The 25,917-nt window shown below is 52.9% G+C and carries 24 protein-coding genes; 9 read left to right on the plus strand and 15 right to left on the minus strand.

Annotated elements, in window-relative coordinates; genetic code table 11:
• The first annotated feature begins 64 nt into the window (after nt 1-64).
• Together rna and rnk are read left to right on the plus strand one after the other, a co-directional pair.
• Nucleotides 65-871, plus strand: coding sequence for a ribonuclease I (rna, locus tag QEN31_RS16395; protein ID WP_001092580.1), 807 nt, complete (start codon nt 65-67; stop codon nt 869-871).
• Nucleotides 872-1,105: 234 nt separating this feature from the next.
• Nucleotides 1,106-1,516 (plus strand): nucleoside diphosphate kinase regulator, encoded by a 411-nt coding sequence (gene rnk / locus QEN31_RS16400; protein WP_000089748.1) that lies wholly within the window; start codon nt 1,106-1,108, stop codon nt 1,514-1,516.
• A gap of 82 nt (nt 1,517-1,598) precedes the next feature.
• Here the strand turns inward: rnk and QEN31_RS16405 are convergent, their stop codons facing one another.
• Complete coding sequence (locus QEN31_RS16405) at nt 1,599-2,837, minus strand: zinc-dependent alcohol dehydrogenase (protein ID WP_000646113.1); 1,239 nt, start codon at nt 2,835-2,837, stop codon at nt 1,599-1,601.
• 222 nt (nt 2,838-3,059) lie between these two features.
• Here QEN31_RS16405 and uspG point away from each other — a divergent pair, with 222 nt between their 5' ends.
• Entirely contained in the window at nt 3,060-3,488 is a 429-nt protein-coding gene (uspG, locus tag QEN31_RS16410; protein WP_000278499.1) for a universal stress protein UspG, read from the plus strand.
• Nucleotides 3,489-3,555: 67 nt separating this feature from the next.
• Here uspG and QEN31_RS16415 read toward each other — a convergent pair whose 3' ends face one another.
• From QEN31_RS16415 to ahpC, 6 genes are all read right to left on the minus strand, one after another.
• A complete protein-coding gene (locus tag QEN31_RS16415) occupies nt 3,556-4,323 on the minus strand; it encodes a dimethyl sulfoxide reductase anchor subunit family protein (protein WP_000417097.1) in 768 nt (255 codons plus the stop codon).
• Nucleotides 4,323-4,880, minus strand: coding sequence for a 4Fe-4S dicluster domain-containing protein (locus QEN31_RS16420; protein ID WP_001250381.1), 558 nt, complete (start codon nt 4,878-4,880; stop codon nt 4,323-4,325). The genes QEN31_RS16415 and QEN31_RS16420 overlap by 1 nt, the downstream gene beginning before the upstream one ends.
• The gene (locus tag QEN31_RS16425; protein ID WP_000064328.1) at nt 4,877-7,156 is read right to left on the minus strand and encodes a molybdopterin-dependent oxidoreductase; all 2,280 of its coding nucleotides are present in this window, start codon (nt 7,154-7,156) and stop codon (nt 4,877-4,879) included. The genes QEN31_RS16420 and QEN31_RS16425 overlap by 4 nt, the downstream gene beginning before the upstream one ends.
• A complete protein-coding gene (locus QEN31_RS16430) occupies nt 7,149-7,709 on the minus strand; it encodes a TorD/DmsD family molecular chaperone (RefSeq protein ID WP_000377438.1) in 561 nt (186 codons plus the stop codon). Before QEN31_RS16430 ends, QEN31_RS16425 begins: the two co-directional genes overlap by 8 nt.
• A gap of 331 nt (nt 7,710-8,040) precedes the next feature.
• Nucleotides 8,041-9,606: an alkyl hydroperoxide reductase subunit F gene (ahpF, locus tag QEN31_RS16435; RefSeq protein ID WP_000887644.1), complete on the minus strand. Its 1,566-nt coding sequence runs from the start codon at nt 9,604-9,606 to the stop codon at nt 8,041-8,043.
• Between the two features lie 241 nt (nt 9,607-9,847).
• Nucleotides 9,848-10,411 (minus strand): alkyl hydroperoxide reductase subunit C, encoded by a 564-nt coding sequence (gene ahpC, locus QEN31_RS16440; protein WP_000052802.1) that lies wholly within the window; start codon nt 10,409-10,411, stop codon nt 9,848-9,850.
• A gap of 440 nt (nt 10,412-10,851) precedes the next feature.
• Between ahpC and dsbG the strand changes: the two genes are divergently transcribed.
• From dsbG to QEN31_RS16460, 4 genes are all read left to right on the plus strand, one after another.
• Nucleotides 10,852-11,598, plus strand: a complete 747-nt coding sequence (gene dsbG, locus QEN31_RS16445) for a thiol:disulfide interchange protein DsbG (protein WP_000597122.1) — start codon at nt 10,852-10,854, stop codon at nt 11,596-11,598.
• A 316-nt stretch (nt 11,599-11,914) separates the two neighbouring features.
• Entirely contained in the window at nt 11,915-12,817 is a 903-nt protein-coding gene (gene citR / locus QEN31_RS16450; RefSeq protein ID WP_000002497.1) for a DNA-binding transcriptional repressor CitR, read from the plus strand.
• 165 nt (nt 12,818-12,982) lie between these two features.
• Entirely contained in the window at nt 12,983-14,218 is a 1,236-nt protein-coding gene (locus tag QEN31_RS16455) for a phosphoadenosine phosphosulfate reductase (protein WP_000118144.1), read from the plus strand.
• Entirely contained in the window at nt 14,191-14,808 is a 618-nt protein-coding gene (locus QEN31_RS16460; RefSeq protein ID WP_001164756.1) for an IbrB-like domain-containing protein, read from the plus strand. The genes QEN31_RS16455 and QEN31_RS16460 overlap by 28 nt, the downstream gene beginning before the upstream one ends.
• Here the strand turns inward: QEN31_RS16460 and QEN31_RS16465 are convergent, their stop codons facing one another.
• Nucleotides 14,809-15,969 carry a pyridoxal phosphate-dependent aminotransferase gene (locus QEN31_RS16465; protein ID WP_001245592.1) on the minus strand — a complete coding sequence of 387 codons (1,161 nt, stop codon included), beginning with the start codon at nt 15,967-15,969 and terminating at the stop codon, nt 14,809-14,811. It lies immediately after the preceding gene.
• 126 nt (nt 15,970-16,095) lie between these two features.
• Between QEN31_RS16465 and QEN31_RS16470 the strand changes: the two genes are divergently transcribed.
• Nucleotides 16,096-17,184 carry an oxidoreductase gene (locus QEN31_RS16470; protein WP_001016847.1) on the plus strand — a complete coding sequence of 363 codons (1,089 nt, stop codon included), beginning with the start codon at nt 16,096-16,098 and terminating at the stop codon, nt 17,182-17,184.
• Between the two features lie 35 nt (nt 17,185-17,219).
• Here QEN31_RS16470 and QEN31_RS16475 read toward each other — a convergent pair whose 3' ends face one another.
• The 7 genes from QEN31_RS16475 to entC form a co-directional block, all read right to left on the minus strand.
• Nucleotides 17,220-17,417: a YbdD/YjiX family protein gene (locus tag QEN31_RS16475; RefSeq protein ID WP_000460619.1), complete on the minus strand. Its 198-nt coding sequence runs from the start codon at nt 17,415-17,417 to the stop codon at nt 17,220-17,222.
• 63 nt (nt 17,418-17,480) lie between these two features.
• A complete protein-coding gene (gene cstA / locus QEN31_RS16480; RefSeq protein ID WP_001043108.1) occupies nt 17,481-19,586 on the minus strand; it encodes a pyruvate/proton symporter CstA in 2,106 nt (701 codons plus the stop codon).
• 181 nt (nt 19,587-19,767) lie between these two features.
• The gene (entH, locus tag QEN31_RS16485) at nt 19,768-20,181 is read right to left on the minus strand and encodes a proofreading thioesterase EntH (RefSeq protein ID WP_000637965.1); all 414 of its coding nucleotides are present in this window, start codon (nt 20,179-20,181) and stop codon (nt 19,768-19,770) included.
• A gap of 2 nt (nt 20,182-20,183) precedes the next feature.
• Nucleotides 20,184-20,939 (minus strand): 2,3-dihydro-2,3-dihydroxybenzoate dehydrogenase EntA, encoded by a 756-nt coding sequence (entA, locus tag QEN31_RS16490; protein ID WP_000145522.1) that lies wholly within the window; start codon nt 20,937-20,939, stop codon nt 20,184-20,186.
• Nucleotides 20,939-21,796, minus strand: coding sequence for an isochorismatase (locus QEN31_RS16495; RefSeq protein ID WP_001007166.1), 858 nt, complete (start codon nt 21,794-21,796; stop codon nt 20,939-20,941). The genes entA and QEN31_RS16495 overlap by 1 nt, the downstream gene beginning before the upstream one ends.
• Nucleotides 21,797-21,809: 13 nt before the next feature.
• Complete coding sequence (gene entE / locus QEN31_RS16500) at nt 21,810-23,420, minus strand: (2,3-dihydroxybenzoyl)adenylate synthase EntE (protein ID WP_001222445.1); 1,611 nt, start codon at nt 23,418-23,420, stop codon at nt 21,810-21,812.
• Nucleotides 23,421-23,429: 9 nt separating this feature from the next.
• The gene (gene entC, locus QEN31_RS16505; protein ID WP_000367601.1) at nt 23,430-24,605 is read right to left on the minus strand and encodes an isochorismate synthase EntC; all 1,176 of its coding nucleotides are present in this window, start codon (nt 24,603-24,605) and stop codon (nt 23,430-23,432) included.
• A 308-nt stretch (nt 24,606-24,913) separates the two neighbouring features.
• Between entC and fepB the strand changes: the two genes are divergently transcribed.
• Nucleotides 24,914-25,870, plus strand: coding sequence for a Fe2+-enterobactin ABC transporter substrate-binding protein (gene fepB, locus QEN31_RS16510; RefSeq protein ID WP_001238988.1), 957 nt, complete (start codon nt 24,914-24,916; stop codon nt 25,868-25,870).
• Nucleotides 25,871-25,917 lie beyond the last annotated feature (47 nt).

The following is a 25,917-nucleotide window of genomic DNA, read 5'->3' on the forward strand; positions in this document are numbered from 1 at the left end:
TGAGCGGCATTTTTTATGATTAAATGGGTAACATTCATAATGTGTATAAATTATCGAATTCATCATGAACACAATATGGCATTACAGTCCGCTGCTGGCTGCCCTCTTAACCCCGATTTTTGCCGCCAACGCCGACGAACTTCAGGCGCAACAGTACGGTGATTTCACTGACTATGTGCTGGCGCTTTCCTGGCAAACCGGTTTTTGTCAAAGCCAGCATGAACGCCGCCATCGGGAGCCCGATGAGTGCCGTCTGCAAAAAGAGCCAGCCAACAAAGCAGACTTTCTGACCGTCCACGGCCTGTGGCCAGGATTACCCAAATCTATCGCCGCACGCGGTGTTGACCAGAGACGCTGGCAGCGCTTTGGTTGTGCGACGCGGCCAATCCCGAATCTGCCTGAAGTCAAGGCCAGCCGGAAATGCTCAGCCTCCGCCCCCGGACTTTCGCCTGACATCGCGGCAGCGCTTAAGGAAGTGATGCCCGGCGCGGGGGGGAATTCCTGTCTGGAGCGCTACGAATATGCCAAACATGGCGCCTGTTTCGGGTTTGATCCCAATGCCTATTTCGGCACCATGATACGGCTGGATAAGGCGATAAAAGACAGCGCACTGGGGCAGTTTCTGACGGATAATTACGGCAAAACCGTTAGCCGCGCTGAGTTTGATAGCGTCGTCGCACAAATGTGGGGCCAGGATAATGTCAAAGCCGTTAAAGTAAACTGCCATGGCAATCCCGCCTATTTAACAGAGATTCAGTTTTCATTAAAGGCGTCGATGATTAACGCCCCGCTCTCCTCTGCCTCATTCCTGCCGCAGCCGCATCCCGGCAACTGCGGGAAACAGTTTATTATCGATAAAGCCGGTTATTGACGAAGCAGAGGTTTAAAACCGTAGCCACATTTGAGAACACGCCCGAATGTAGACTAAAATTCACTCAGGGCTATGACGTTTGAGGATTTACCCGAATGTGAACTAAATCACTTCAAAGACGGGGTAAGTCTCAGTATCATCATGAGAGTTAAACCCTCGCCGCCAGACGGTGAGGGTTTTCTTTTGGGACCATTTACCTGCACTACTCGCAGTATCGATGACATGGAGTAAGAAATGTCCAGACCCACTATTATCATTAACGACCTTGACGCCGAACGTATTGATCGTCTTCTGGAACAGCCTGCGTATGCGGATCTGCCGATTGCCGACGCGCTCAACGCCGAACTGGATCGCGCGCAAATGTGTTCGCCACAAGAGATGCCGAACGATGTCGTCACCATGAACAGCCGCGTTAAATTCCGCAATTTGAGCGATGGTGAAACACGCGTGCGGACGCTGGTGTACCCCGCCAATATGACGGACAGCAGTACCCAGCTTTCGGTAATGGCGCCCGTCGGCGCGGCGTTGCTGGGACTGCGCGTCGGCGACACCATTCACTGGGAACTGCCGGGCGGCGCCTCCACCCATCTCGAAGTGCTGGAACTCGAATATCAGCCTGAAGCCGCGGGCGACTTCCTGCGTTAAATCATCTGCATAAGCGTTAATGCGTTTACACAGAGGATGCCTGCGCATCCTCTTTCCGTTAGCCCTTTCATTTCTGCCTGCTTCAGACAACGCCGCCTGGCATCGGGTTGACTACTCCCGTCGCCTGTTTCTGCGCCGCTTGTGCCGACGTCGCTCCCGGCACCAGGATAACCTTCCGGCACTCTTCTTCGCGTTTTTCGAAAATTTCGTAGCCGCGCGCCGCCTCTTCAAACGGCATATAGTGCGTGACAATCTCCTCCGGCTTCAGCAACCCTTTTTCAATAAGCGGTAATAATTCCCCCAGCCACGCGTGAACATGGGTTTGACCCATTTTAAAAGTTAGCCCCTTATCAAAGGCGTCGCCGAATAAAAAGCCGTGAATAAAACCGGCATACACGCCGGGCACGCTGACCACGCCGCCGCGTCTGACCGCCGCGATACATTGTCGCAGCGCTTTGCCGCTGCTGCCTTCCAGTTTAAGGTTCGTCAGCACCGTCTCCGTCAAGCTGCCTTTCGCTTCAAAGCCTACGGCATCAATTACCGCGTCCACGCCGCGGTGTCCTGCCGTCTGCTCGATGATTTTTTCCGCCGGATCGTTCTCATCATCGAAGTTGATCGGTATCGCGCCGTAACGTTCTTCGGCGAAACGCAGGCGCCAGGCGTGGTGATCAACGACGAAGATCTGCTCCGCGCCCAGCAGTCGCGCACAGGCGATAGTCAGTAATCCTACCGGCCCTGCGCCAAAAACCGCCACGCTGAAACCTTGCTGAATCTGGGCATTTTTTGCCGCCTGCCAGGCGGTAGGCAAAATATCAGAAAGAAACAGCGCTTTATCGTCAGATAACAGCGGCGGCACCTTAAATGGACCGACATTACCTTTTGGCACGCGAACATATTCGGCCTGTCCGCCGGGAACGCCGCCATACAGATGGCTATACCCAAACAGCGCCGCCGGTGGCGGGATCTGTTTTTTATTCATCGCCGCGCCGTGTCCGTCGTTAGTGTTTTCACACGCTGAATATTGCTGTAGCCGACAGAAAAAACAGTCACCACAGGCAATGACAAACGGGATAACGACCCGATCCCCTTTCCGAATATTCTTCACATCATGTCCGGTTTCCACCACCTCGCCCATAAATTCATGGCCGAAAATATCACCATGTTTTACCTGTGGGATCTTGCCGCGATAGAGATGCAAATCAGATCCGCAAATCGCGGTGGCGGTAACACGCAAAATGATATCGTCAGGCTGCTCAATGCCGGGATCGGGTACGTTTTCAACCTTTACGTGATGTGGACCGTGATACGTCAATGCTTTCATGCAGCCTCCGGGGTAACGGTGAATGTCACGTTCGACTATAAAAGGGTAGCTATCCCGGAGAGACTGCCGGCAAAACAGGCGGCTTTAGGATTTTTCCTGGAAAATACACAACTTTTTTAACATCAGGTTGCCGTAATATTTAAAATTGCCAGACAAATAGCAGAAAGAAACATTATTATATGCTTGAATAAATTCAGTATTGATTAACAGGGAGTAACGGGTATGTATAAGACAATCATTATGCCGGTTGATGTTTTTGAAATGGAACTTAGCGATAAAGCCATTCGCCACGCTGAGTTTCTGGCGCAACAGGATGGCGTCATTCATCTGTTGCATGTACTGCCTGGGTCCGCGAGCATGAGTCTGCACCGCTTTGCCGCCGACGTGCGTCGCTTTGAAGAACATTTACAGCATGAGGCGGAAACGCGTCTGCAAACGATGGTGGGACACTTCAGTATCGATCCTTCACGAATTAAAACGCATGTTCGCTTTGGTAGCGTGCGCGATGTCGTCAATGAGATGGGCGAAGAACTGGATGCGGATGTCGTGGTAATCGGTTCGCGTAATCCGTCCATCACGACACACCTGTTGGGGTCTAACGCCTCAAGCGTGGTGCGCCATGCGACGCTGCCCGTATTGGTTGTGCGTTAACTCTGGTGGCTAAAAACTTACACGCCCTGCCAGGTCACGCCTGGCAGGGCTTTTTACTGCATCATCGTTAGTACAAATGCCCGATATTCACAATAGTACTCACCGTGTCGCCAAAAAAGACCAGCCGACTCAGAAATACGCCGACGAATAACAAGACGAACAGGCGTTTCGGGCGCGAATCACCGTGACGGCTGGCGACAAAAGCGAGCGCAAGGCAGACCAGGCTTGCCAGATAAAACGGTGAAGCCAGCCATGAACGCGCCGTCATCTGCATTACCGTTCCCCCGCTTAACCACACCAGCGGCGCCGCGATAAGTACCGCGATACACACCACAATCCCCTGGCGTAACGCAGGAACGGCAGGCCTGAGTTTTAACAGCGGAATCGCCGCGCAACCCATGACCCATACCGTAATAAAAAATAACAGCATGGTAAATCCATTAGCGATAGCCACCATCGCTGGCGCGGCGTAGGTCATCCCCTGCACCGCCACCAGTAACACGCCGAACACGGAGGCGATAAGAGCCATCGCTTTATGTCCCTTTGCCAGGAACGTTACGCCGACCGCTGCGCCAAACAACGTGGCGCCCAGGATTTCCCGACTTAACCAGGCATGTCGCAGGTTAATCAGCGCATCATAAGCGCGATCGGGATGCGCCAGATGCAGAATCGCGGCAATAGACGCCAATGCCAGCACCAGCCCGGTGGCCAACCAATAGAAACGCTGGCCTTCCACTTCACCACGCAGCGTACGCCATGTCAGTACCAAAGCCATCCCGACAGACATCTGGCTTAATACCGTAAAAAACACCAGCGGCAGTTCATATTTTTCCATTACTTGTCCTCCGGCTGCTTAGGCTGGCGCGCCAGAATAAAGCGCGTTCCTGGATTAAGCTGTGGCATATGCGGGAACCCTGGCGGATACTGCACCGCATTATCGGGCACAGGATCGGCATCCAAATCGATAATCGACAAGGCGCCCACCGGACAGGCGTTTACGCACGCCGGATTCATACCGATATCAAGACGCTCGTAGCACATACTGCATTTTTCCGCTTTACGCGTCTCTTCATTAAAACGCGGCGCGCCATAAGGACAGTTACGAATACAGTTTTTACAGCCGATGCAGCGCTCAGGGTTATGCACCACCACGCCATCTTCACGTTTGGTATAGGCTTCGACCGGACAGGCGGCGACGCAGGCCGGATGTTCGCAGTGGTTACAGGCCAGCGAGTAAAACGCCCGCTCTTCATGTGGATAGATGTCTTTATCCAACGGATAAACGTAGCGCCAGAAGCGATCCGGCTCCAGTTGGTTAAAGCTTTTACACGCCATAGCACAGCCGCGGCAGCCGATGCACTTATCGCTATTCACTAAAAACGCACGTCTCATGCTACGGATTCCCCTTTACCGATCAATACAACGTCAGCAAACTGACTGTGGATAGCGGCGCCCGGCGCGCCAGTTTTCATCAGCCCCATATCAGCAGGCGTATCGGCCACGACGTTTTGCACGTTGTACTGCCGTTTCGGGAACCACGCTTCATACATCACCAGAAAATCTTCCGGCACGTTGGTGGTGACTTTTGCCCGCAGCTCAACTTCACCGGTGCCATTGAAAACTTTGACCAGATCGTTCTCGCTGATGCCCTTTTTCTTCGCGGAAGAAGGATGGATATAAACGAACGGTTCCGGGTAGAACACCTGCATCCAGTCCAGGTTGATAAACTGCGAGTGCAGGCCAAACTGCACGTGCGGCGTAAACAGATGGAACGGCAGTTTGCTCTCGGCTTCCGGTTTGTATTCCGGCAGCGCGGTGTGGCCGTTTTTCTCCGCCAGTTCAGATTTAAATTCATACTTGCCTGACGGCGTTTTGAACTTGCGATCGTACCAGGCGGCTGAACTTGGCAGAATCGCTTTTTTCGGCCCGTCCAGCAGATCGTCCCAGGAAGAGATGCCGAACATTTTCGCCATACCGTCGTTGAACTCCTGATCCAGCCAACGCTTGTGATCGAACTCTTGCGGGAAGGTACAGGAACCCGGCGCCATCTTATTAATGGTGCGCGACAGCATGGTAGCGATTTCAAGGTCGCATTTTGCTTCATACATCGGCTTAATCGCCGGCTGATTAATGGAAAGCCAGTAGTGCCAGTAAGAAGCATCCACGTTCCACTCTTCAAACGCGGTGGTAACGGGCAGCACGATATCAGCGTGTTGCACCGTTTCGTTGAAGAACTGATCGGCGCAGACCACCATTTCCAGTTTTTCAAACGCTTTTTTCATCTTGCTGCGATCGAAATCCTGGGCAAACGGGTTTTTACAGGCGACCCACAGCATACGAACCGGCGGATCGTTGGCCTCCAGAATCCCCTGCGCCGTCTGGTTGATATTCAGAGAGCGATCGGAGTACTGCACGGCGTCGCTGCCAGCGGCAGCCCCGAATTCACTGGTGGTGCCCGCCGCTCCCGGTATGCCAATAGCGCCCACCGGCGGCTTCTGCAGCATGGCGTTATAGTTAAAGCCCCAGGTATGCAGATGGCCATAACGCGCGCCGCCGCCTTCGACACCGATGTTGCCGGACATAGCGACAAAGGCATCGATAGCGCGAACGTTGGCGCCGCCGTTGACATGACGCTGCATCCCGTAACCAATCCAGACCGTGGCCGGCTTAACCGCCGTAAACTCTTCCGCCAGCTGGCGAATGACATCCGCAGACAGGCCGCAGATTTCTGCCGCCCACTCCACGGTTACATGGTTACGCAGATAGGCTTCAAATTCCGGATAGCCGTGAGCATCGTTGTTAACAAAATCCTGATCCACCAGGCCTTTATCCACCAGATGACGCGCCATTCCCAGCGCCAGCGCACCGTCTGAGCCAGGCCGTACGCGCAGGTAGAGATCGGCTTTGGCAGCAGTCTGCGACAGCAGCGGGTCGATAACCACGACCTTCGCCCCTTTCTCGCGCGCCTGATAGATGTACTTCATGCTGTGCATTGAGCACCAGGCCGGGTTGGCGCCCCAGATAATGATGTATTTCGCTTTCACCATATCTTCCGGGTCGTTACACCACATGTCGCCCATGTCGTAGTTTTGCGCGTCGATACCGGCAGGCCAGCACGGCGTACCGGCAAAACGGGTGGTATAGCCAAGCGAGGACATCATCCCTTCAACGGCATAGTTCAGCACGCCAAACTTACCGGAATATTTGGTCAGCGCCAGACCGAGCATAGAACCGTCTTTTTTCTTAATCTCCAGCATTTTGGCGGCAATGCGCTGCATCGCCTCTTCCCATGAGATGCGACGCCAGTTGCCGCTACCGCGAACGTCCTGCGTCATGGGATATTTAATACGATCGGGGCTATAAACCCGGCGCGGATAGCTTAACCCTTTGACGCAAGGGGTACCGTGAGTAAATGTTGATTCCGGCGCACCTTCCACGAAAGTAATGACCCCGTCCTTTACCCATGTCTTGAGGCTACAGGTGTCATAGCAGTTACGCGGACACGCGTTACGATAAATTTTGTACGTTTTAGGGTTAAAGGGAACAGGCGGCTGCGCAAGCGCGCATCGGGAGGTCAGTAATCCTCCGGGTAAAGCCGCAACGGCGCCCAGTGCCACTATCCCCTTTAAAAAAGAACGTCTGTTCAGATGTCCCGTCTCATTACTCATATTGATATTCTCGTTTTAATTCAGCAAGCCAATAAAATAAGATGTCCGCCACCGTATATAACGTGGTCGTTTGTGCATGAGTTTTTATTTTTTCGATATATAATGGCACCCACTTTGTTAAATAGTTATTGATATATTGAGTGAGAGTAGAGCGGTATGGTGACGTTTGCCGGGTATTAGCCAGTAATAGTGTGGTCAATTCCAGCACGCAGGAAATATGATCGTCAGGGATATTGCTCTCCTGATTAACCGATAATCCCAACGCTGCCATAAAATCCCGTATCTCCAGCGTCGCCTTTCCCATCACCAGCGCATCATCTTCCAGATACACTGAAGCGAAAGGCGCAGCCAGCAGCTTGCCAGGACCGACGAATAGCGCATTAAAGTCATACTCCGCCTCCAGCCACGCCCGATCGGTAAGGTTTACCGCAGCAGTGGGATTTAATCTCACGTAGGCAGATTTCAGTGAACGACTATCATGAGAATTAAAAAAATCACGCAATGTAAGCCCTGTTTTTTCTAATTCCGTCAGTGATTCATAGATTGAATCCATGAATAAATAACCTCACATACAAATGCAATATAAATCAAGAAAAAAGAATGGGCATGTTAACGGAAGCGCTTAATCTTTCTTTGATAAAAAAACAGAAAAATTCCAGTTAAATCCGTAGAAGGCTTTTTTATTGTTTCAAAGTTTAAAAACAGAATACCGTTGAAATAAAAAACCGTCTGTTATTAACAGACGGTTTCAGAGTATTGATAATGAAGAAGGTGTTTTACCCGGTGCGTTCCCCAGGCATAAACACCGCAGGCCCGAATAGCTTACACTATCGGGCCATTTACGATGGCCAGTTAACTGGCCTTGCAGGTGTGCTTACTTCTTTTTATGCGATTTTGGTGCGAATCAGATAATCAAAGGCGCTCAACGAGGCTTTCGCCCCTTCGCCCGTGGCGATGATAATCTGTTTGTAAGGAACGGTGGTGCAATCGCCTGCGGCGAAGACGCCCTTAACGCTGGTTTCACATTTGGCGTCAATAATGATCTCGCCCATGCGGTTACGCTCAAGCGCGCCTTCCAGCCAGTGGGTATTCGGCAACAGACCAATCTGCACAAAAATCCCTGCCAGCGCGACGCTATGAATATCGCCGCTGACACGGTCACGATACTCCAGTCCCACCACTTTCGAACCGTCGCCCTTCACTTCTGTCGTTTGCGCATTCAAAATGATATCGACATTTTTCAGACTACGCACTTTGTCCTGTAGCACCTGATCCGCCTTCATCTCCGGCGCGAACTCCAGCAACGTAACATGTTCTACAATACCTGCCAGATCGATAGCCGCTTCAACGCCAGAGTTGCCGCCGCCGATGACCGCCACACGCTTCCCTTTAAATAACGGACCGTCGCAGTGCGGACAATAGGTGACGCCTTTGGTGCGATACTGATCCTCGCCCGGCACATTCATATTGCGCCATTTCGCGCCGGTGGCGATGATGATACTACGCGCTTTCAATACTGCGCCGGACGCCGTTTCAATCTGATGCAAGCCGCCTTCTGTTGCGGCCGGAACCAGTTTACTTGCGCTCTGGCTGTCGATAACGTCAACGTCGTAATCGCTGACATGCGCTTTCAGCGCGCCCGCCAGTTTCTGGCCTTCGGTTTTCGGCACCGAGATATAGTTTTCGATATCCACGGTATCCAGCACCTGACCGCCGAAGCGCTCGCCCATCAGACCGGTACGGATGCCTTTGCGCGCCGAGTAGACCGCCGCCGCCGCGCCCGCCGGGCCGGAGCCGACAATCAGTACGTCATACGCATCGCGTTTGTTCAGCGCTTCCGCCGCGCGTTTTTCTGCGCCAGTATCCACTTTAGCGACAATCTCGGTCAGAGTCATACGTCCCTGGCCGAACTCTTTACCGTTAACAAATACCGCCGGAACGCCCATCACGTTACGTTCGGTGATTTCGTTCTGGAAGGTGCCGCCATCAATTGCCGTATGTTTAATACGCGGGTTCAGCACCGCCATCAGGTTCAGCGCCTGCACTACGTCCGGGCAGTTATGGCAGGAGAGTGAATAATAAGTTTCGAATTCAAAATCGCCGTCAATATCGCGAATCTGCTCCAGCAGCGACTGCGCTTCTTTTGACGGATGACCGCCGGTCCACAGCAGCGCCAAAACCAGCGAGGTAAATTCGTGGCCCAGCGGAGAACCGGCAAAGCGCGGCCCTTGCTGAGAACCTGGATTCGTAATCAGGAAAGACGGCTTGCGCACCGGCAGAGTATTGTCTTCTTTAAACGTGACTTTGTCGGACAGCTCGGCGATTTCAGCCAGCAGTTCCTTGATTTCCGCCGATTTAGCGCTGTCATCCAGCGTGGCAATCAGCTCAACAGGTTTGGTCAGTTTCTCAAGGTAAGCCCTGAGCTGGGTTTTCATATTTGTGTCGAGCATTCTTCTTCCCTCTCTGAAAACATCATCATGCAAGCCGACTTCGCGGGACTGCATTAATGCAACTTGCGTCATGGTGCTGAAATGAAATGGGCGCGGGTGCGCCCATGACTGAAACAATTTCCAAAGTATTTCACGTCAGAGTAAGGCGGCTAGCCTGAGAATCCCCGGGAGCTTACTGAAGTAAGTGACCGGGGTGAGCAGGCGACGCCAACGCAGCTATGGCGTGAAAGACGACGGAAATTTAGATTTTACCGACCAGGTCTAAGGATGGAGCCAGAGTCGCTTCGCCTTCTTTCCATTTCGCCGGGCATACTTCGCCTGGGTGAGCGGCAACGTACTGTGCTGCTTTAATTTTACGCAGCAGGTCAGACGCGTCACGGCCGATACCTTCAGCGGTAACTTCGATCGCCTGGATGATACCCTGCGGGTCAACAACAAAGGTCGCACGGTCTGCCAGACCTTCATCTTCACGCATGTTGTCGAAGTTACGGGTCAGGGCGCCAGTCGGGTCGCCGATCATCGCATATTTGATTTTTGCGATAGTTTCAGAGCTGCTGTGCCATGCTTTGTGCGTGAAGTGAGTATCGGTTGAGACGGAATAAACGTCTACGCCCAGCTTCTGCAGTTCTTCGTAATGGTCGGCAACGTCACCCAGTTCAGTCGGGCAAACAAAGGTAAAATCGGCCGGGTAGAAGAAGAAGACGCTCCAGCGGCCTTCGGTATCTTTCTCGGTGACTTCAATGAATTCACCGTTTTTGAACGCCTGGTTTTTGAAAGGTTTGATTTTGGTGTTAATTAAGGACATCTATACTTCCTCCGTGTTTTCGTTGAGGAGTAAGTTAACGAAATTTTGCTGATTCGGCTAATGCGTTTCCATTATCAAATCAATAAGCGTTAACTAACAACCCGATTCGGGCGACATTGTGAACACTGCGCCCTGTCAGCCATCTAAAGTAAAAAGGCCGCCTGACAGGCGGCCCCATTACCTGAACTACCCGTAGGTAACTTCAGAGCCAGTACGACTCGTCTTGCAAATTACAGACGTATTGTCTGCAACTCGAAATCCATAGCGTATATGCTGGCTAAGTGTTGCGCTCTACATTACCTTAACAAAGGCTGTAACAGCGAAAAGGATTACATCACCCCAGCACAGAAAGGGCAATCCTGGCACGCCAGCTCTTACCTATGTCTGTGATAGGCATCATCATTAATACTCTTTTCGCTTTGATATTAAAAGGAAAAAATATGATTAAACGTACATTGCTGCTTGCTATGCTGCCCATTCTCGCCCACGCGGAAGAACTGCCTGCGCCGGTTAAAGCCATTGAAAAACAGGGTATAACTATCCTGAAATCCTTCGAGGCGCCGGGGGGCATGAAGGGCTATCTCGGAAAGTATCAGGATATGGGCGTCACGATTTACCTGACGCCGGACGGTAAACACGCGATTTCCGGCTATATGTATAATGAAAAAGGCGAAAATCTTAGCAACGCCCTGATAGAAAAAGAGATCTATGCACCGGCCGGACGTGAAATGTGGCAGAAAATGGAAAAAGCGTCATGGATACTCGACGGTAAAAAAGACGCGCCGGTGGTGCTGTATGTCTTCGCCGACCCTTTCTGCCCCTATTGTAAGCAGTTTTGGCAACAAGCTCGTCCGTGGGTCGAATCCGGCAAGGTACAATTACGCACATTACTGGTCGGCGTGATTAAACCGGAAAGCCCGGCCACAGCCGCAGCGATTTTAGCCGCGAAAGACCCGGCGAAAACCTGGCATGACTATGAAGCCTCCGCAGGAAAGATGAAGCTGGAAGTTCCGGCGTCCATCCCCCCGGCGCAGATGAAAGTCATTAATCAGAATCAGCAGCTAATGGACGATCTTGGCGCTAACGCGACGCCAGCAATTTATTACATGAATAAAGATAAGATTTTGCAACAGGTTGTGGGTTTACCGGAAAAAGCGCAACTGGACGCCATGATGGGGCAGCCTTAACGCAGAAATTAGCAAAGCTGGAGCTTAACCGTACCACGCCCGATAGCGCTACGTTTGTCGGGCCAACCTCTGACTGGCATTAACGCGACGCCAGACCAGCATGTCATCCGACACAGCCTTTTTAGACTAACGGCGTGGTTATAAAAGTGTACGTTATGTCCGCCTTTACTGTAATTATTTACTCGCTAAAATATTCATAACTGTGGTATTTTAGTTTAAATAAACTCTACATTAAGTTTAATAAACATAACTCTGGTAAATTATTGAGATTAAGTCATAATCATGGAAGATACCATGATAATGCCGGGAACATACTATGGCTAACCTTTACGACCTTAAAAAATTTGATCTTAACCTGTTGGTTATATTTGAATGTATCTATCAACATTTAAGCATTAGCAAAGCAGCAGAAACACTCTATATTACACCTTCTGCCGTAAGCCAGTCATTGCAACGCCTGCGCACGCAATTCAACGACCCTCTATTTATTCGTTCAGGCAAAGGAATTACGCCTACCGTAACAGGCATTAATTTACATTATCATTTAGAAAATAATCTTAACAGCCTGGAACAAACTATTAATATAATGAATCAGTCCAGCCTGAAGAAAAAATTTATTATCTACAGCCCACAGCTGTTGATCACCCAATATGTGATGAAATTAGTTAAATATATCCGCAAAGATCCACAGGTTGAAATTGAACATCACGACATTTTGACCACTGACGAACTGCCTGAAGATCTGCTTGCCTACCGCAAAGCAGATATTGTGGTTTCAATGGCCCCACTGAATAATCGTTCTATTGTTTGTACTCACTTTAATAGGCTAGAATGCATCCTGGTTTGCAGTGAAAACCATCCCCGACTAGGCGACACCGCCACTATCGACGAAATTCTACAAGAGTCATTTACGCAACTCGTCTCCCGGGCAACCGGTATGAAAGAATATCATTCACTTATGGATGATGTGCTGGGGGAAAGAATAATTGGTTTCAGAAGCAAATCGCTGATGACCATCGCCAACTCTATCAGCTCCACGGAGCTTATTGGTTTTTTACCACAAACATTTTTTGACTATTACTCTTCCTCTATCAAACTTAAAAAAGTCACCATACCTTTTACCATTGCTCCCATACAATTCTATCTTATGTATAATAGGGCTTCGCTGAATAATAGCGGATTTGCTGAGCTCATTGAGCACATCACAAAAAAACATTAATAAGAAGGTCAGATAACGGATATTAATATAAATTTAATGTATATGTTTATGGAATATATTTATTTTACAAATATAATAAAGCATTGCAAGTTCATCTAATCTGCTTATCCTTTATGTTAATTATTTCGAATATACTGTAGTTAACACATCGGAGACTATCCAGAGATGTCGGTTTATAAAGTTCCGCTCGAGCAAAATGTTCTGGAAGCGGCTCAAGAGCGTATAATGTGGACCCTGGAAACCTTACCCCGGGTCTGCGTCTCATTTTCTGGTGGTAAAGATTCAGGACTTATGTTGCACCTGACGGCAACGTTGGCGCGCAAAATGAATAAAAAGATCCATGTTCTCTTCATTGACTGGGAAGCGCAATTCTCCTGTACCATCACCTATATTGAATCGTTACGTGAATACTACGCGGACGTTATTGAGCGTTTTTATTGGGTCGCATTACCCTTAACCACACAAAATTCCCTTTCACAATACCAGCCGGAGTGGCAGTGTTGGCAGCCGGGTACCGACTGGGTACGACAACCGCCAGAAGATGCGATTACCGATCCGGCCTTTTTTTCCTTTTATCAACACGGCATGACCTTTGAACAGTTCGTTCGCGATTTTGCCGACTGGTTTTCAGAAAAACGTCCTGCCGCTATGCTGGTCGGTATTCGTTCCGACGAATCCTATAACCGATTTGCCGCTATCGCTAACTCGCATAAGCTGCGCTTTGCCGACGATAAGCCCTGGACCACGTTAGCCCCTAAGGGGCACACCTGGTATATCTATCCCATCTATGACTGGAAAACCGCAGATATCTGGACCTGGTTCGCCAAAACAGGTAAACCATGTAACCCTTTGTATAATTTGATGTATCAGGCTGGAGTACCGCCCCGTTACATGCGTATTTGCGAACCGTTCGGCCCGGAACAACGACAGGGGTTATGGCTGTATCATGTTATCGAACCTGAGCGCTGGGCGGCCATGTGCGCCAGAGTCAGCGGCGCACTCAGCGGAGGAATATACGCCGGACAAGACAGCCATTTTTACGGCCACCGGAAAATTTTAAAACCCGATCACCTTAACTGGGAAGAGTACGCGCTGCTCCTGCTACACAGTATGCCTGAAGTCACTGCCGAACATTACCGTAATAAAATCGCCGTTTATTTGCAGTGGTATAAGAAAAAAGGCATGCACACCATTCCACAAACGCAGCATGGCGATATCGGATCGCGCGATATTCCGTCGTGGCGACGGATCTGCAAAGTATTACTGAACAATGATTACTGGTGCCGGGCGCTGTCATTCAGTCCGACAAAACCTAAGAATTACCAGCGTTATAACGAACGTATGAAAGCTAAACGCCAGGAATGGGGGATCTTATGCAACACCGACTCACAACCGAAATAACTCACTTTCTCTCTGAACTGCCTGAAGAGGAGAGGATCGCCGCCATTAATGAATTTAGAATGGCGATACATAGCGTTAGTCCTTTTCGCGATGAGCCTGTCGATTGTGTCCTGTGGGTGAAAAACGATCATATTTCACCTAATGACTACAACCCGAATAACGTTGCGCCGCCGGAGAAAAAACTGCTGCTTAAATCGATTGAACAAGATGGGTTTACTCAGCCGATCGTGGTGGTAAAGGCCAATACGGAGGAGTACGAGATTGTAGACGGTTTTCACCGTCATGAGCTGGGCAAAGGAAAAGCGGCCCTGAAAAGGCGTCTGAAAGGCTACCTGCCGATAACGTGTCTGGACAGAGAACGTCACGAACGCATGGCGGCAACCATTCGGCATAACCGCGCGCGCGGGCGCCACCAGATCCACGCCATGTCAGAAATCGTGCGCGAACTTTCTCTGCTAGGCTGGGACGAGAGCAAAATCGGCCAGGAGTTAGGTATGGACGCCGATGAAGTCCTGCGCCTGAAACAGATCAACGGCCTGCAGGAGCTTTTTGCAGACCGTCGATTCTCCAGAGCGTGGACGGTTAAATAACTACAGTTTACACAGGCGCTCTGCGGCGGCCAGCAGCGTTGATTCCTGTTTAGCGAAACATAAACGTATAAGCTGATGCGGGAAAGGGGCGGCGCAAAAGACAGAGAGCGGAATAGCGGCGACACCGACTTCTTCGGTTAGCCACTGACAAAACTCAACGTCATTTAGCGTCGACACTGCGCTGTAATCGATTAACAGAAAATAGGTACCTTCACAGGGCAGCACTTTTAATCGGCTTTGCGCCAGCGCGTTAACCAGCACATCGCGTTTTTTCCGGTAAAAATCGGGTAACGCGCGATAGTGTTCCGGCGCGGCGCGCAGCATATCCGCCAGCGCCAGTTGCGCCGGCGTATTGACGCAAAACGTCAGGTACTGATGAACTTTGCGTATTTCGGCGCTAATGGCCGCAGGCGCAACGCAGTAACCAATCTTCCATCCTGTCATATGAAAGGTTTTACCAAACGATGAAACGGCAACCGCCCGCTCTCGTAACTGAGGGTGCGCCAATACGCTGGCATGACCTTCGGCGGCAAAACAAATATGTTCGTACACTTCATCGCTTAACACATAAATTTCCCGCTCGCCGATAGCCTGCCACAGCGCCTCGATATCCGCCTGACGCCAGACGGTAGCGGTGGGATTATGCGGCGTATTGAGGATCACCAGTCGCGTGCGCTCGCTAAGCAACGCCGAAAACGCCTGCCAGTCGACGCGAAAATGCGGCGGCGTAAGCGCTATGCGTTTTAACACGCCGCCGGAGAGCGCCACGGCTGGGGCATAGCTGTCGTAACTGGGATCGAAACAGATAACCTCATCCCCTGCCCGCACCAGCGCGGTAATCGCCGCATACAGCGCTTCTGTCGCGCCCGCTGTGACGGTGATATCACTGACGTCATCGGGTCGATAACCATATATTTCCGCCGTTTTATCGGCAATGGCCTCCCGCAGCGCCTGCGCCCCCGTCATCGGCGCATATTGATTCGCGCCCTGCGCGACATGATAAGCCAACCGCTCGTGCAAATAACGAGGACCATCAAAATCAGGGAAGCCTTGCGATAAATTTATTGCCTGATGTTTCTGCGCCAGCGCGCTCATTTGCGTAAAAATCGTGGTACCAAGATTTGGCAATTTGCTTTTTGGAATCAGTGGGTTATTTCTCATTATCTTCATACCCGCCAGTGATGTGGTTGTTGACACACTATCACAGGGTGTTAGTATTTGGCAATCAAGACGTTTAGATGTCTAAATATAATAACAACGGTGAGAAGACCCTAAGGACAACACAACATGAACCACACTGAGATCCGCGTCGTTACCGGCCCGGCGAATTATTTTTCCCATGCAGGAAGCCTCGAAAGACTGACCGACTTTTTCACGCCGGAACAGCTTTCCCACGCCGTTTGGGTGTACGGCGAACGCGCGATTGCCGCCGCCCGGCCTTACCTGCCGGAAGCGTTTGAACGTGCTGGCGCAAAGCATCTGCCGTTTACCGGCCATTGTAGCGAACGCCATGTTGCCCAACTGGCGCACGCCTGCAACGACGATCGTCAGGTGGTGATAGGCGTCGGCGGCGGCGCGCTGCTCGATACCGCCAAAGCGCTCGCCCGCCGTCTGGCGCTGCCGTTTGTCGCTATCCCGACAATCGCGGCAACCTGCGCCGCCTGGACACCGCTTTCCGTCTGGTATAACGACGCGGGACAGGCGTTACAGTTCGAAATTTTTGATGATGCCAATTTTCTGGTGCTGGTCGAACCGCGCATTATTCTGCAGGCGCCCGATGACTATCTGTTAGCTGGCATTGGCGATACGCTGGCGAAATGGTATGAAGCCGTTGTGCTTGCGCCGCAGCCTGAAACATTGCCATTGACCGTAAGGCTGGGCATTAACAGCGCGTGCGCTATTCGCGATCTCCTGCTGGACAGCAGCGAACAAGCATTAGCGGATAAACAGCAGCGTCGGCTGACCCAGGCATTTTGCGACGTGGTGGATGCGATTATTGCTGGCGGCGGTATGGTCGGCGGCCTCGGGGAACGCTATACCCGTGTCGCCGCCGCCCATGCGGTACACAACGGTCTGACCGTCCTGCCGCAAACGGAAAAATTCCTGCACGGAACGAAAGTGGCTTATGGCATTCTGGTGCAAAGCGCGCTACTGGGACAAGATGACGTGCTGGCGCAATTGATTACAGCGTACCGGCGATTTCATCTGCCGGCCCGGCTTAGCGAACTGGACGTGGATATTCATAACACCGCCGAGATCGATAGGGTCATCGCGCATACCCTGCGCCCGGTCGAATCCATCCACTATTTACCGGTGACGTTAACGCCAGACACCCTGCGTGCGGCGTTTGAAAAAGTTGAATTTTTCAGAATATAGCCTGGTGACGTTGCGTTTATCAGGCCTGGCAACCCTCAGCAGCAACGCGCGCCGCCTTTTCCACCATAGCGCGCATCCTGCCGCTCGCGGAAAAATTCTTCATAGGTCATCGGCGTCTGATCCGGATGCGTTATGCGCATATGCTCAACATAGTTGTCGTAGTCTGGCACGCCAATCATCATTTTTGCGGCCTGTCCCAGATATTTTCCGGCTTTCGAAAGCGTATCGAACATCGTTGTCACCTGTCATTCAAATGCCCTCTCCTTATTCTGGAGAGGGCTATTGATGTAAAAAGATTAGTGCGCGCCTTTCGCCTGCGTCACGATCTCATCCACATTTTCCGGCATCGGCTCATACGGCGTTTCATTCGCCGTCGGTTTATCAATCTTCAGAGCGGCCAGCGCCGTCTTAATAGAGAAGACCGCCAGCACCACGACCACCACCATAAAGAAGATGGTTAGCCCGGCATCCAGACGGTTATTGAATACCAACTGCGCGAGTTGCGATTCGGTGTATTGCGGCGGAATATTGCCGCTGTCGATCATCGCCTGGAACTTATTGGCAATGGCCAGGAAGCCGATTTTCGCATCCGGACTAAACGCTTTCTGCCAGCCCGCCGTCAGCGTACAAATCAGCAGCCAGGCCGTCGGCACCAGCGCGACCCACGCATAACGCTGACGCTTCATTTTGAACAGTACCACGGCGCAAAGCATCAGCGCCATACCCGCCAGCATCTGGTTAGCGATGCCAAACAGCGGCCACAGGGTGTTAATACCGCCCAACGGATCGACCACGCCCTGATGGAGGAAATACCCCCACGCCAGCACGCACAATGCCGTAGCAAGCAGGTTCGCTGGCAACGAATCGGTACGTTTCAGCCCTGGCGACACTACGCCCAACAAATCCTGCAACATAAAGCGCGCCGCACGGGTGCCCGCATCCACCGCCGTCAGAATAAACAGCGCTTCAAACAGAATGGCGAAGTGATACCAGAACGCCACATCCATCATGCCGCCCAACGCGCCATGTAAAATGTAGGCCATCCCTACCGCCAGCGTTGGCGCTCCGCCTGCGCGGGAGATAATGGATTGTTCGCCGACTTCATTGGCAATCTGGTGTAACGTATCCGGCGTGATAGCGAAACCCCAACTACTGACCACCTGCGCGGCAGAAGCTACGACATCCGCTGTCCCCGCTGGCGCCAGTACCGCCATCGGGCTATTCATCGCAAAGTAAACACCCGGATCGATAATACAGGCGGAGACCAGCGCCATAATGGCGACGAAAGATTCCATTAACATCCCGCCGTAGCCGATAAAGCAGGCCTGGCCTTCGTTGGCCAACATCTTCGGCGTCGTGCCGGAGGAGATGAGCGCATGGAAACCGGAGACCGCGCCGCAGGCGATGGTAATAAACAGGAACGGGAACAGGTCGCCCGTCCAGACCGGTCCGGTACCATCAACAAATTTGGTCAGCGCCGGCATAGTCAGCGTCGGACGCATAATCAGAATCCCGACCGCCAGACCGACAATCGTACCAATTTTCAGGAAGGTAGAGAGGTAATCACGCGGCGCGAGCAGCAGCCAGACCGGCAGTACCGCCGCGACAAAACCATAACCCACCAGCATCCAGGTAAGCTGCACGCCAGTAAAATCAAAGTACGGCGCCCAGGTTGGGCTTGCCGCCACCCATCCGCCGGAAATAATAGCGAAAATAAGAAATACCAGCCCAATGACCGACACCTCGCCGATGCGCCCCGGACGCAAATAACGCAAGTAGATGCCCATAAAAATCGCCAGTGGAATAGTGAACGCGACAGTGTACGTTCCCCACGGGCTATGGGTCAGCGCTTTCACCACGATCATCGCCAGGACGGCCAGAATGATCACCATGATCATAAAGCAGGCCACCAGCGCGATCACCCCTGCCGTCGCGCCCATCTCCTCTTTAACCAGCTCGCCAAGCGAACGCCCATCGCGCCGGGTCGAGACGAACAGCACCATAAAGTCCTGCACCGCTCCCGCCAGCACGACGCCCGCCAGCAGCCAGATCATCCCCGGCAGATAGCCCATCTGCGCCGCCAGTACCGGCCCGACCAGCGGACCTGCGCCAGCAATGGCCGCAAAATGGTGACCGAACAGCACTTTTTTATCGGTCGGGACATAATCCAGACCATCATTATGACGTACCGCGGGCGTCATACGCGTTGGGTCAACCGCCAGCACTTTTTTGGCGATATAGAGCCCATAAAAACGATACGCAATAAGATAGACACAGACCGACGCCACCACGATCCATAGCGCGTTGATCTGTTCCCCACGATTTAACGCAATATAGCCCAGGGCAAACGCACCCAATACTGAGAGCGCTGTCCAGACGAGGTATTTCCCTGATTTATTCATAGTTGTTGTCCGTTTGGGTGTTCCAGAGAGATGTTACATTTTGTTTCTATAACACCTTTACCGTAATTAACAACACAACAACATGATAAAACCGGATTGTTACCCATTTTTTACATTACAGTGTTAACCAGATCACTTCCTTTCTTCGTTAATGCTGCAATTGCATTTTACTTTGCCAGAACTATCCCATTACCGCCGTTCCCAGGCGACAGGTGCAGCAGCGCCTCCCCTGCTCGTCAAAGAGCGTAATTTCCCAGCTTTGATTCTGCCGCCCCAGATGCAGCGGCAGGCAAACGCCGCGTACTTTCCCCTGCGAGATGGCGCGGTGGTGAGTGGCGTTTAACTCGGTCCCGACCACGCACTGCCCGTCGCGGGTCATCAGATAACCCGCCATTGATCCCAACGTCTCCGCCAGCGCTGCCGATGCGCCGCCGTGTAGCAGACCAAACGGTTGATGAGTGCGGGCATCGACGGGCATTTCCGCCTCCAGCACGTCATCGCCCAGACGGGTGTAAACAATGCCCAGATGCGCCACCAGAGTGTTCTGACTGGTAGCGTTCAATTCATCCAGCGTTAAATGCCGTTTCCAGATCATCGTCAGGCTCCCAATGTTGAACCGCCGTCCACCACGATATCCTGCAAGGTAATGTGGCTGGCCAGATCGGAGGCAAGAAACAAAATGGTATTGGCTATCTCCTGCGGACGGGCGATTTTACCGAGCGGTATGCCGAGCTTAAACTGTTCGCCGAAACCGCGAATACGCTGCTGTTCGGCATCTTCACTCACCCATAACGTGCGCTGCATATCGGTGTCAGTCGAACCAGGCGACACCACATTACAGCGCACCCCGCAGCCCGCCAGCTCCAGCCCTACGGTTAGCGCCAGGCTTTTCAGCGCCGCTTTAGAGGCGCCGTAGGCGCTCATACCGATGCGCGGCGTATGCGCCGCATCTGAGGCTACGGTGACAATCGCCCCTCCCTGCTGACGGCGAAACTGCGCCATCGTCTGCGAAAACAGGTTAAATGCCCCGCCCACATTGACCGCAAACGTCTGCTGCCAGTCGTCGACGCTAAGCGCATCGGTCGCTCCCATACGCAAAATACCGGCGGCGTTGACCAGCACATCCAGCCGCGTCGTTTTTTGCAACACACGCTGGCACACCTGCGCAACCTGTGCGGCATCCGCCACATCCATGACTTCGGTAGCAAAGGGATAATTCTCTTGCGTAAATTCGCGATCGAAGCCGATCACCCGCGCCCCGGCGTCGACAAACGCCAGCGCCGTCGCGTAACCGATCCCTTTCCCCGCCCCGGTCACCCATACCGTTTTGTCTGAAAAATCAAAGCCGGTCATTACTCTACCCCGCGAGAAAGCAGCGCCCACCAGGCGTCAATGGTCGGGTTTTTCGCCAGCATCACGAAGTCGATATCGCCGTGTACTTTACGCCAGCGCGCTGCCAGCCCCATCATGCGTACTGAATCCAGGCCATAATCAATCAGGTTTTCATCATCCAGCGGCTCGTCGGTCTCATCCAGCAACGGCAGAATCAACGCCCGCAGCGCCGCTTTACTGGCAGGAACCGGCGTCGGCAGCAGCGACTCGGTCATGACGACGCGACCGGAACGCCCCGCCACATAGTTCAGCGCCATCAGATGCTCTTCCCGGCTGAAATCCGCCAGCGCATCCGCCACCATAAACGGCTTAATGTCGCGCATAAACGCATCGGTAGCGGTGGTCATACAGCCAATATGCGCATACACGCCGGTAATGATGAGCTGATTACGTCCGGTATCTTTTAACATCTGTTCCAGCGGCGAGCGGTGAAACGCGCTATAGCGCCACTTCACCAGCACCGTATCCGCCTCATCCGGCGTTAAGGCTTCTACCACCTTCTGCTGTTCCGGAGAGCGCGTCAGTCCCGGCCCCCACATATCATTGAGTAACGCGCGATCTTCATCGCTTTGCTCTTTCGGCTGAGCGGTGTAATAGACCGGGATATGATGTTCCTTACAGTACTGGCGCAGGGCGGCGATATTAGCAATCACCTGGTCCATCATTGGGCAGTTGCGGCCCCAAAAGCTGACAAAGTAATCCTGCATATCGTGGATGAGCAGCGCCGCGCGCTCCGGCTCAAATGCCCAGTTCACTTTGTTGGTCGGGATATCCAGTGCGGTGGGCAGCGCGTAAGACTGTAGTTTCGGGATTGCCATCTCTCTTTCTCCTTCAGAGCGGTGAACGTGACGCCAACCGCTGGCGTAATTGTTTTTTATCGACTTTACCAACCGGCGTCAGCGGCAGTGACGCAACGCACTCCACGCGATCCGGTAATTTAAATTCCGCCACGCCCTGCTCTCGCAGGAAACGGCGTACCTGTACCGCTCGCAGCGGCTCTTTTACCACCAGATATGCGCAACTTTTTTCTCCCAGCAGTTCATCTTCCATGCTGACCAGCGCCGCATGGATCACCACCGGGTGGCGCAGTAACAGGTTTTCTATCTCTTCGGCGGCTATCTTCTCGCCGCCCCGATTGATCTGATCTTTTTCACGCCCGTGAACGGTGATGTAACCGTCTTGATCAATGGAGATCAGATCGCCGGAACAGTAAAAACCGTTGGCGTCAAAGGCGCTGGCATTGTGTAGCGGACTGTTGAAATAGCCGCGAAAAGTATAGGGGCCGCGCGTCATCAGACGACCAATCTCGCCCGGCGGCAGTGGATTCCCGTCGGCATCCGCCACCCACACTTCGTCGTCCGGACACATGGGTCTTCCCTGGGTATTGATAATCCGTTCCGGACTATCGTCCAGCCGGGTATAGTTCACTAACCCTTCCGCCATACCGAAGACCTGCTGCAACTGACAGCCAATTTCAGCCGGAATACGGGCGGCCAGCGTCGCAGAAAGCCGCGCGCCGCCGACCTGCAATAACCTTAATGACGCCAGCGGCGCATTGCCGCCCCACTCCTGGATAGCCTGTAGCCATAGACTGACCGCGGGCGGCACCAGCGCTGTGGCATTAATCTGGTGTTTTTCGATCAGCGGGAAACAGAGCGTGGCGCTGGGATCGGTCGCCAGCACTACCGTTCCTTTGGCAAGAAAGACGCCCAGCGCGCCCGGCGAACTCATGGCGTAGTTATGCGCGGCGGGAATCGCGCACAGAAAACGCGTATCCTCGTTGAAACCGCAAATCTCATTGCTGCGGCGCACGCTGTAGTAATAGTCGTTATGGGTACGGGGAATAAGCTTTGGCGTGCCGGTAGTACCGCCGGAAAGCTGAAAGTAGGCCACTTCGTCAGCAGGTGATGGCGTGGCAGTGAAATCTTCCGCCGCCTGCCGCATCGCCGCGTCCAGGCTGTGATCGCCGTCGTCGTTGCGCAATAACACCACCCGCACAGAGCGGTGTTCAGCCACAAACGTGTTGAGAAAGTCCTCCCCGGCGAACAGCGTATGTTGGCGATCGGCAATCACCAGCGTCGGCGCGATCTGCATCGCATAGGCGTTAAGTTCGGTACGTTGATGGCTAAACAGCGCCAGAACGGGCGCTACGCCAAGCTTCAACAGGGCGAAAAAGGTGATATACAGTTCCGGTACATTCCCCAGTTGTACCAGAGCGGTTTCGCCAGGTTTGATGCCCTGACGGCGTAAACTGCAGGCCAGATTATCTGCGGCCTGGTTGAGCTGGCGATAGCTGAATGCGCGCTCGCCTTCAATGACCGCCGTCTTGTCGCTGTCAGCGTGGCGGGTCAGAATATCGGTCAACGGCACGTCTTGCCAGTAGCCTTTTTCACGATAACGGCGGGCAAATTCATCCGGCCAACGGGTGAAAGGTATACGCATCATCGTTCCTTAATGCAGTCCAAAAACGTTCAACATCGTAGAGAGCTTGACGCCGGTTTCCCGCCACTCGCCGACTGGCGAAGAGGCAGGGACAATCCCGGCGCCAGCGAACAGGCGCACCTGATTACCGTGCAATTTCGCACAACGAATCGTCACTACCCACTCGCCGTTTCCTTCGGCATCGCACCAGCCGACAATGCCGCCAAACAGTTCACGATCGAACGGTTCCAGTTCAGCAATCAGCTTTTTCGCGACCTGATGAGGGAAACCGCTTAACGCAGGCGTTGGATGCAGCAGACAGGCCAGCGTCAGCGCGTTTTCTCCGGCGTTGGCCTTGCCCTCAAACGGCGTACCGAGATGCCATAGCGTCGGCGTGGTGATCAACTGCGGAGAGGAAGGTAATTGCAGTTCCGTGCTGCGATCGCGCAGGATCTGCTTCATCGCCTGCGTCACCAGCTCATGTTCATGCCGATCTTTTTGTGAAGCCAGCAGTCGGTTTCCCGCCTCGCGATCCAGAACGTCATCCGGCTGTCGACGTGCCGAGCCTGCTAACGGCAGCGAACTAAACCGCTCGCCCTCTTTGCGTAGCAGCAATTCGGGGCTGGCGCCCAGCAGAACGCCGCCATCCGCCAGTGGCACATGGAAGTTGTAACTAACTGGATTCTGCGCAACCAGCCGCTCCAGCAATGCTCCGCTATCCACCGCCACATCAGTGGTGATATCTATCAGCCGGGAAAGCACCACTTTATCGACGTCTGGCGTGGCGGTCAGCATAGCCGCGCGTGCGACCATCGCTTCAAAAGCATCCTGCTCCGGAATCGCCTTTCGCGCCGTCACCGTCAGCGACTGATGGTCAGTAAAATAACGCGCCGTGCGCTGCTTTTGCTGGCGGGAAAAGGACTGCCACGCCATCGGGATAAATAGCGACGACGGCTGACGAGTATCAAAGGGGATCGCCCCCACCAGGATAGGGTTGGCGATGCCCTGCGATTTGGCCTCGGCAAACTGCTGGCGCAATTTCTGCTGGAAAGGGCTATCCGGCGAATCTCCGGCAACCGCAGGCTCGGTATAACGGGCGAAGCACCCGGAAGTGGTAAAACTGCGATACGGCGACATGAAGAAAAAGCGATCGGGAGCAAGCGTTGCCATTGTCTCCTGAGCGTCCTCGGCCAGTGACATATCCATATCATCCTCCAATGATAAAGGCTTATATACACTTCATCTTTCAAGCTGCCTCTTTGTTGGCTGCGATCAGAAACCCCGGTCACACAGTTATCTATGCCCGCGGGGATTTCTTCCCTTGCCGTTGCGATGCTTCTTGAATGATTTTGTGTATAATAATGATTATTATTTCTATTTTTAGTGCGCTAACCTAAGAGTAAAACGTCGCTCTGTCAACTCTGGTCATGAGTTAAATGGCACTAAGGCTTGCATCTCGCTGCCGCTGACATGAAAATGAGAAGCATTAACTTTATTAATAACAGGACGCTATTGTGAGACTCCCCGCCTTTTATCGTTGGCTGCTTTTAGTGGTTGGTATATCAATTTCAGGAATATCCTTAGCCCAGGACGCCGGTTGGCCCCGGCAAATCCAGGACAGCCGCGGCGTTCATACTCTGGACCACAAACCCGCGCGTATCGTCTCTACCAGCGTGACGTTGACAGGCTCGCTGCTGGCGATTGATGCGCCCGTCGTCGCCAGCGGAGCCACTACGCCGAATAACCGCTTTGCCGACGATCAAGGGTTTATGCGCCAGTGGAGCGACGTAGCAAAGGCTCGCCATGTCGCCCGGCTGTACATCGGCGAACCGAATGCCGAAACGGTCGCCGCGCAAATGCCGGATCTCATTTTGATTAGCGCCACCGGCGGCGACTCCGCGCTGGCGCTTTACGATCAGCTCTCCGCTATCGCGCCGACGCTCGTCATCAATTATGACGATAAAAGCTGGCAGAGTTTGCTCACGCAACTTGGCGAGATCACCGGTCAGGAGAAACAGGCCGCCGCGCGAATAGCGGAGTTTGAGACGCAACTGACGACGGTTAAACAGCGAATCGCCCTGCCGCCGCAGCCGGTTAGCGCGCTGGTGTATACCCCTGCCGCGCATAGCGCCAATCTGTGGACGCCAGAATCAGCACAAGGCAAGCTATTGACACAGTTAGGCTTTACGCTGGCGACATTGCCCCGAGGGCTGCAAACCAGCAAAAGCCAGGGTAAGCGCCACGATATCATTCAGCTTGGCGGTGAAAATCTGGCCGCCGGGTTAAACGGCGAATCTCTTTTCCTGTTTGCCGGCGACAACAAAGATGTCGCGGCCCTTTACGCCAATCCGCTGCTGGCGCACCTGCCAGCGGTGCAAAATAAGCGCGTCTATGCCCTGGGTACGGAGACGTTCCGTCTGGATTATTACAGCGCAACATTGTTGCTTAACCGGCTTGCCGCCCTGTTTTAGCCTTATCGGAGTCTTATCCGACTGACCAGACCGATTTGGTCAGTCGG

Origin of the sequence: Salmonella sp. SA15303, assembly GCF_029962125.1 — a bacterium.
GTDB classification, from domain to species: domain Bacteria; phylum Pseudomonadota; class Gammaproteobacteria; order Enterobacterales; family Enterobacteriaceae; genus Salmonella; species Salmonella enterica.

Excerpts from the sequence above, each read along its gene's own strand:
- cstA (WP_001043108.1), bottom strand. The coding sequence starts at position 19,586 with ATGAATAAATCAGGGAAATACCTCGTCTGGACAGCGCTCTCAGTATTG.
- ahpF (WP_000887644.1), bottom strand. The coding sequence starts at position 9,606 with ATGCTCGACACAAATATGAAAACCCAGCTCAGGGCTTACCTTGAGAAA.
- QEN31_RS16465 (WP_001245592.1), bottom strand. The coding sequence starts at position 15,969 with ATGAGAAATAACCCACTGATTCCAAAAAGCAAATTGCCAAATCTTGGT.
- entH (WP_000637965.1), bottom strand. The coding sequence starts at position 20,181 with ATGATCTGGAAACGGCATTTAACGCTGGATGAATTGAACGCTACCAGT.
- rna (WP_001092580.1), top strand. The coding sequence starts at position 65 with ATGAACACAATATGGCATTACAGTCCGCTGCTGGCTGCCCTCTTAACC.
- QEN31_RS16460 (WP_001164756.1), top strand. The coding sequence starts at position 14,191 with ATGCAACACCGACTCACAACCGAAATAACTCACTTTCTCTCTGAACTG.
- QEN31_RS16430 (WP_000377438.1), bottom strand. The coding sequence starts at position 7,709 with ATGGATTCAATCTATGAATCACTGACGGAATTAGAAAAAACAGGGCTT.
- ahpC (WP_000052802.1), bottom strand. The coding sequence starts at position 10,411 with ATGTCCTTAATTAACACCAAAATCAAACCTTTCAAAAACCAGGCGTTC.
- QEN31_RS16405 (WP_000646113.1), bottom strand. The coding sequence starts at position 2,837 with ATGAAAGCATTGACGTATCACGGTCCACATCACGTAAAGGTTGAAAAC.
- dsbG (WP_000597122.1), top strand. The coding sequence starts at position 10,852 with ATGATTAAACGTACATTGCTGCTTGCTATGCTGCCCATTCTCGCCCAC.
- QEN31_RS16470 (WP_001016847.1), top strand. The coding sequence starts at position 16,096 with ATGAACCACACTGAGATCCGCGTCGTTACCGGCCCGGCGAATTATTTT.
- entE (WP_001222445.1), bottom strand. The coding sequence starts at position 23,420 with ATGCGTATACCTTTCACCCGTTGGCCGGATGAATTTGCCCGCCGTTAT.
- QEN31_RS16415 (WP_000417097.1), bottom strand. The coding sequence starts at position 4,323 with ATGGAAAAATATGAACTGCCGCTGGTGTTTTTTACGGTATTAAGCCAG.
- rnk (WP_000089748.1), top strand. The coding sequence starts at position 1,106 with ATGTCCAGACCCACTATTATCATTAACGACCTTGACGCCGAACGTATT.
- citR (WP_000002497.1), top strand. The coding sequence starts at position 11,915 with ATGGCTAACCTTTACGACCTTAAAAAATTTGATCTTAACCTGTTGGTT.
- QEN31_RS16455 (WP_000118144.1), top strand. The coding sequence starts at position 12,983 with ATGTCGGTTTATAAAGTTCCGCTCGAGCAAAATGTTCTGGAAGCGGCT.
- QEN31_RS16420 (WP_001250381.1), bottom strand. The coding sequence starts at position 4,880 with ATGAGACGTGCGTTTTTAGTGAATAGCGATAAGTGCATCGGCTGCCGC.
- QEN31_RS16425 (WP_000064328.1), bottom strand. The coding sequence starts at position 7,156 with ATGAGTAATGAGACGGGACATCTGAACAGACGTTCTTTTTTAAAGGGG.
- entA (WP_000145522.1), bottom strand. The coding sequence starts at position 20,939 with ATGACCGGCTTTGATTTTTCAGACAAAACGGTATGGGTGACCGGGGCG.
- QEN31_RS16475 (WP_000460619.1), bottom strand. The coding sequence starts at position 17,417 with ATGTTCGATACGCTTTCGAAAGCCGGAAAATATCTGGGACAGGCCGCA.
- entC (WP_000367601.1), bottom strand. The coding sequence starts at position 24,605 with ATGGATATGTCACTGGCCGAGGACGCTCAGGAGACAATGGCAACGCTT.
- QEN31_RS16495 (WP_001007166.1), bottom strand. The coding sequence starts at position 21,796 with ATGGCAATCCCGAAACTACAGTCTTACGCGCTGCCCACCGCACTGGAT.
- uspG (WP_000278499.1), top strand. The coding sequence starts at position 3,060 with ATGTATAAGACAATCATTATGCCGGTTGATGTTTTTGAAATGGAACTT.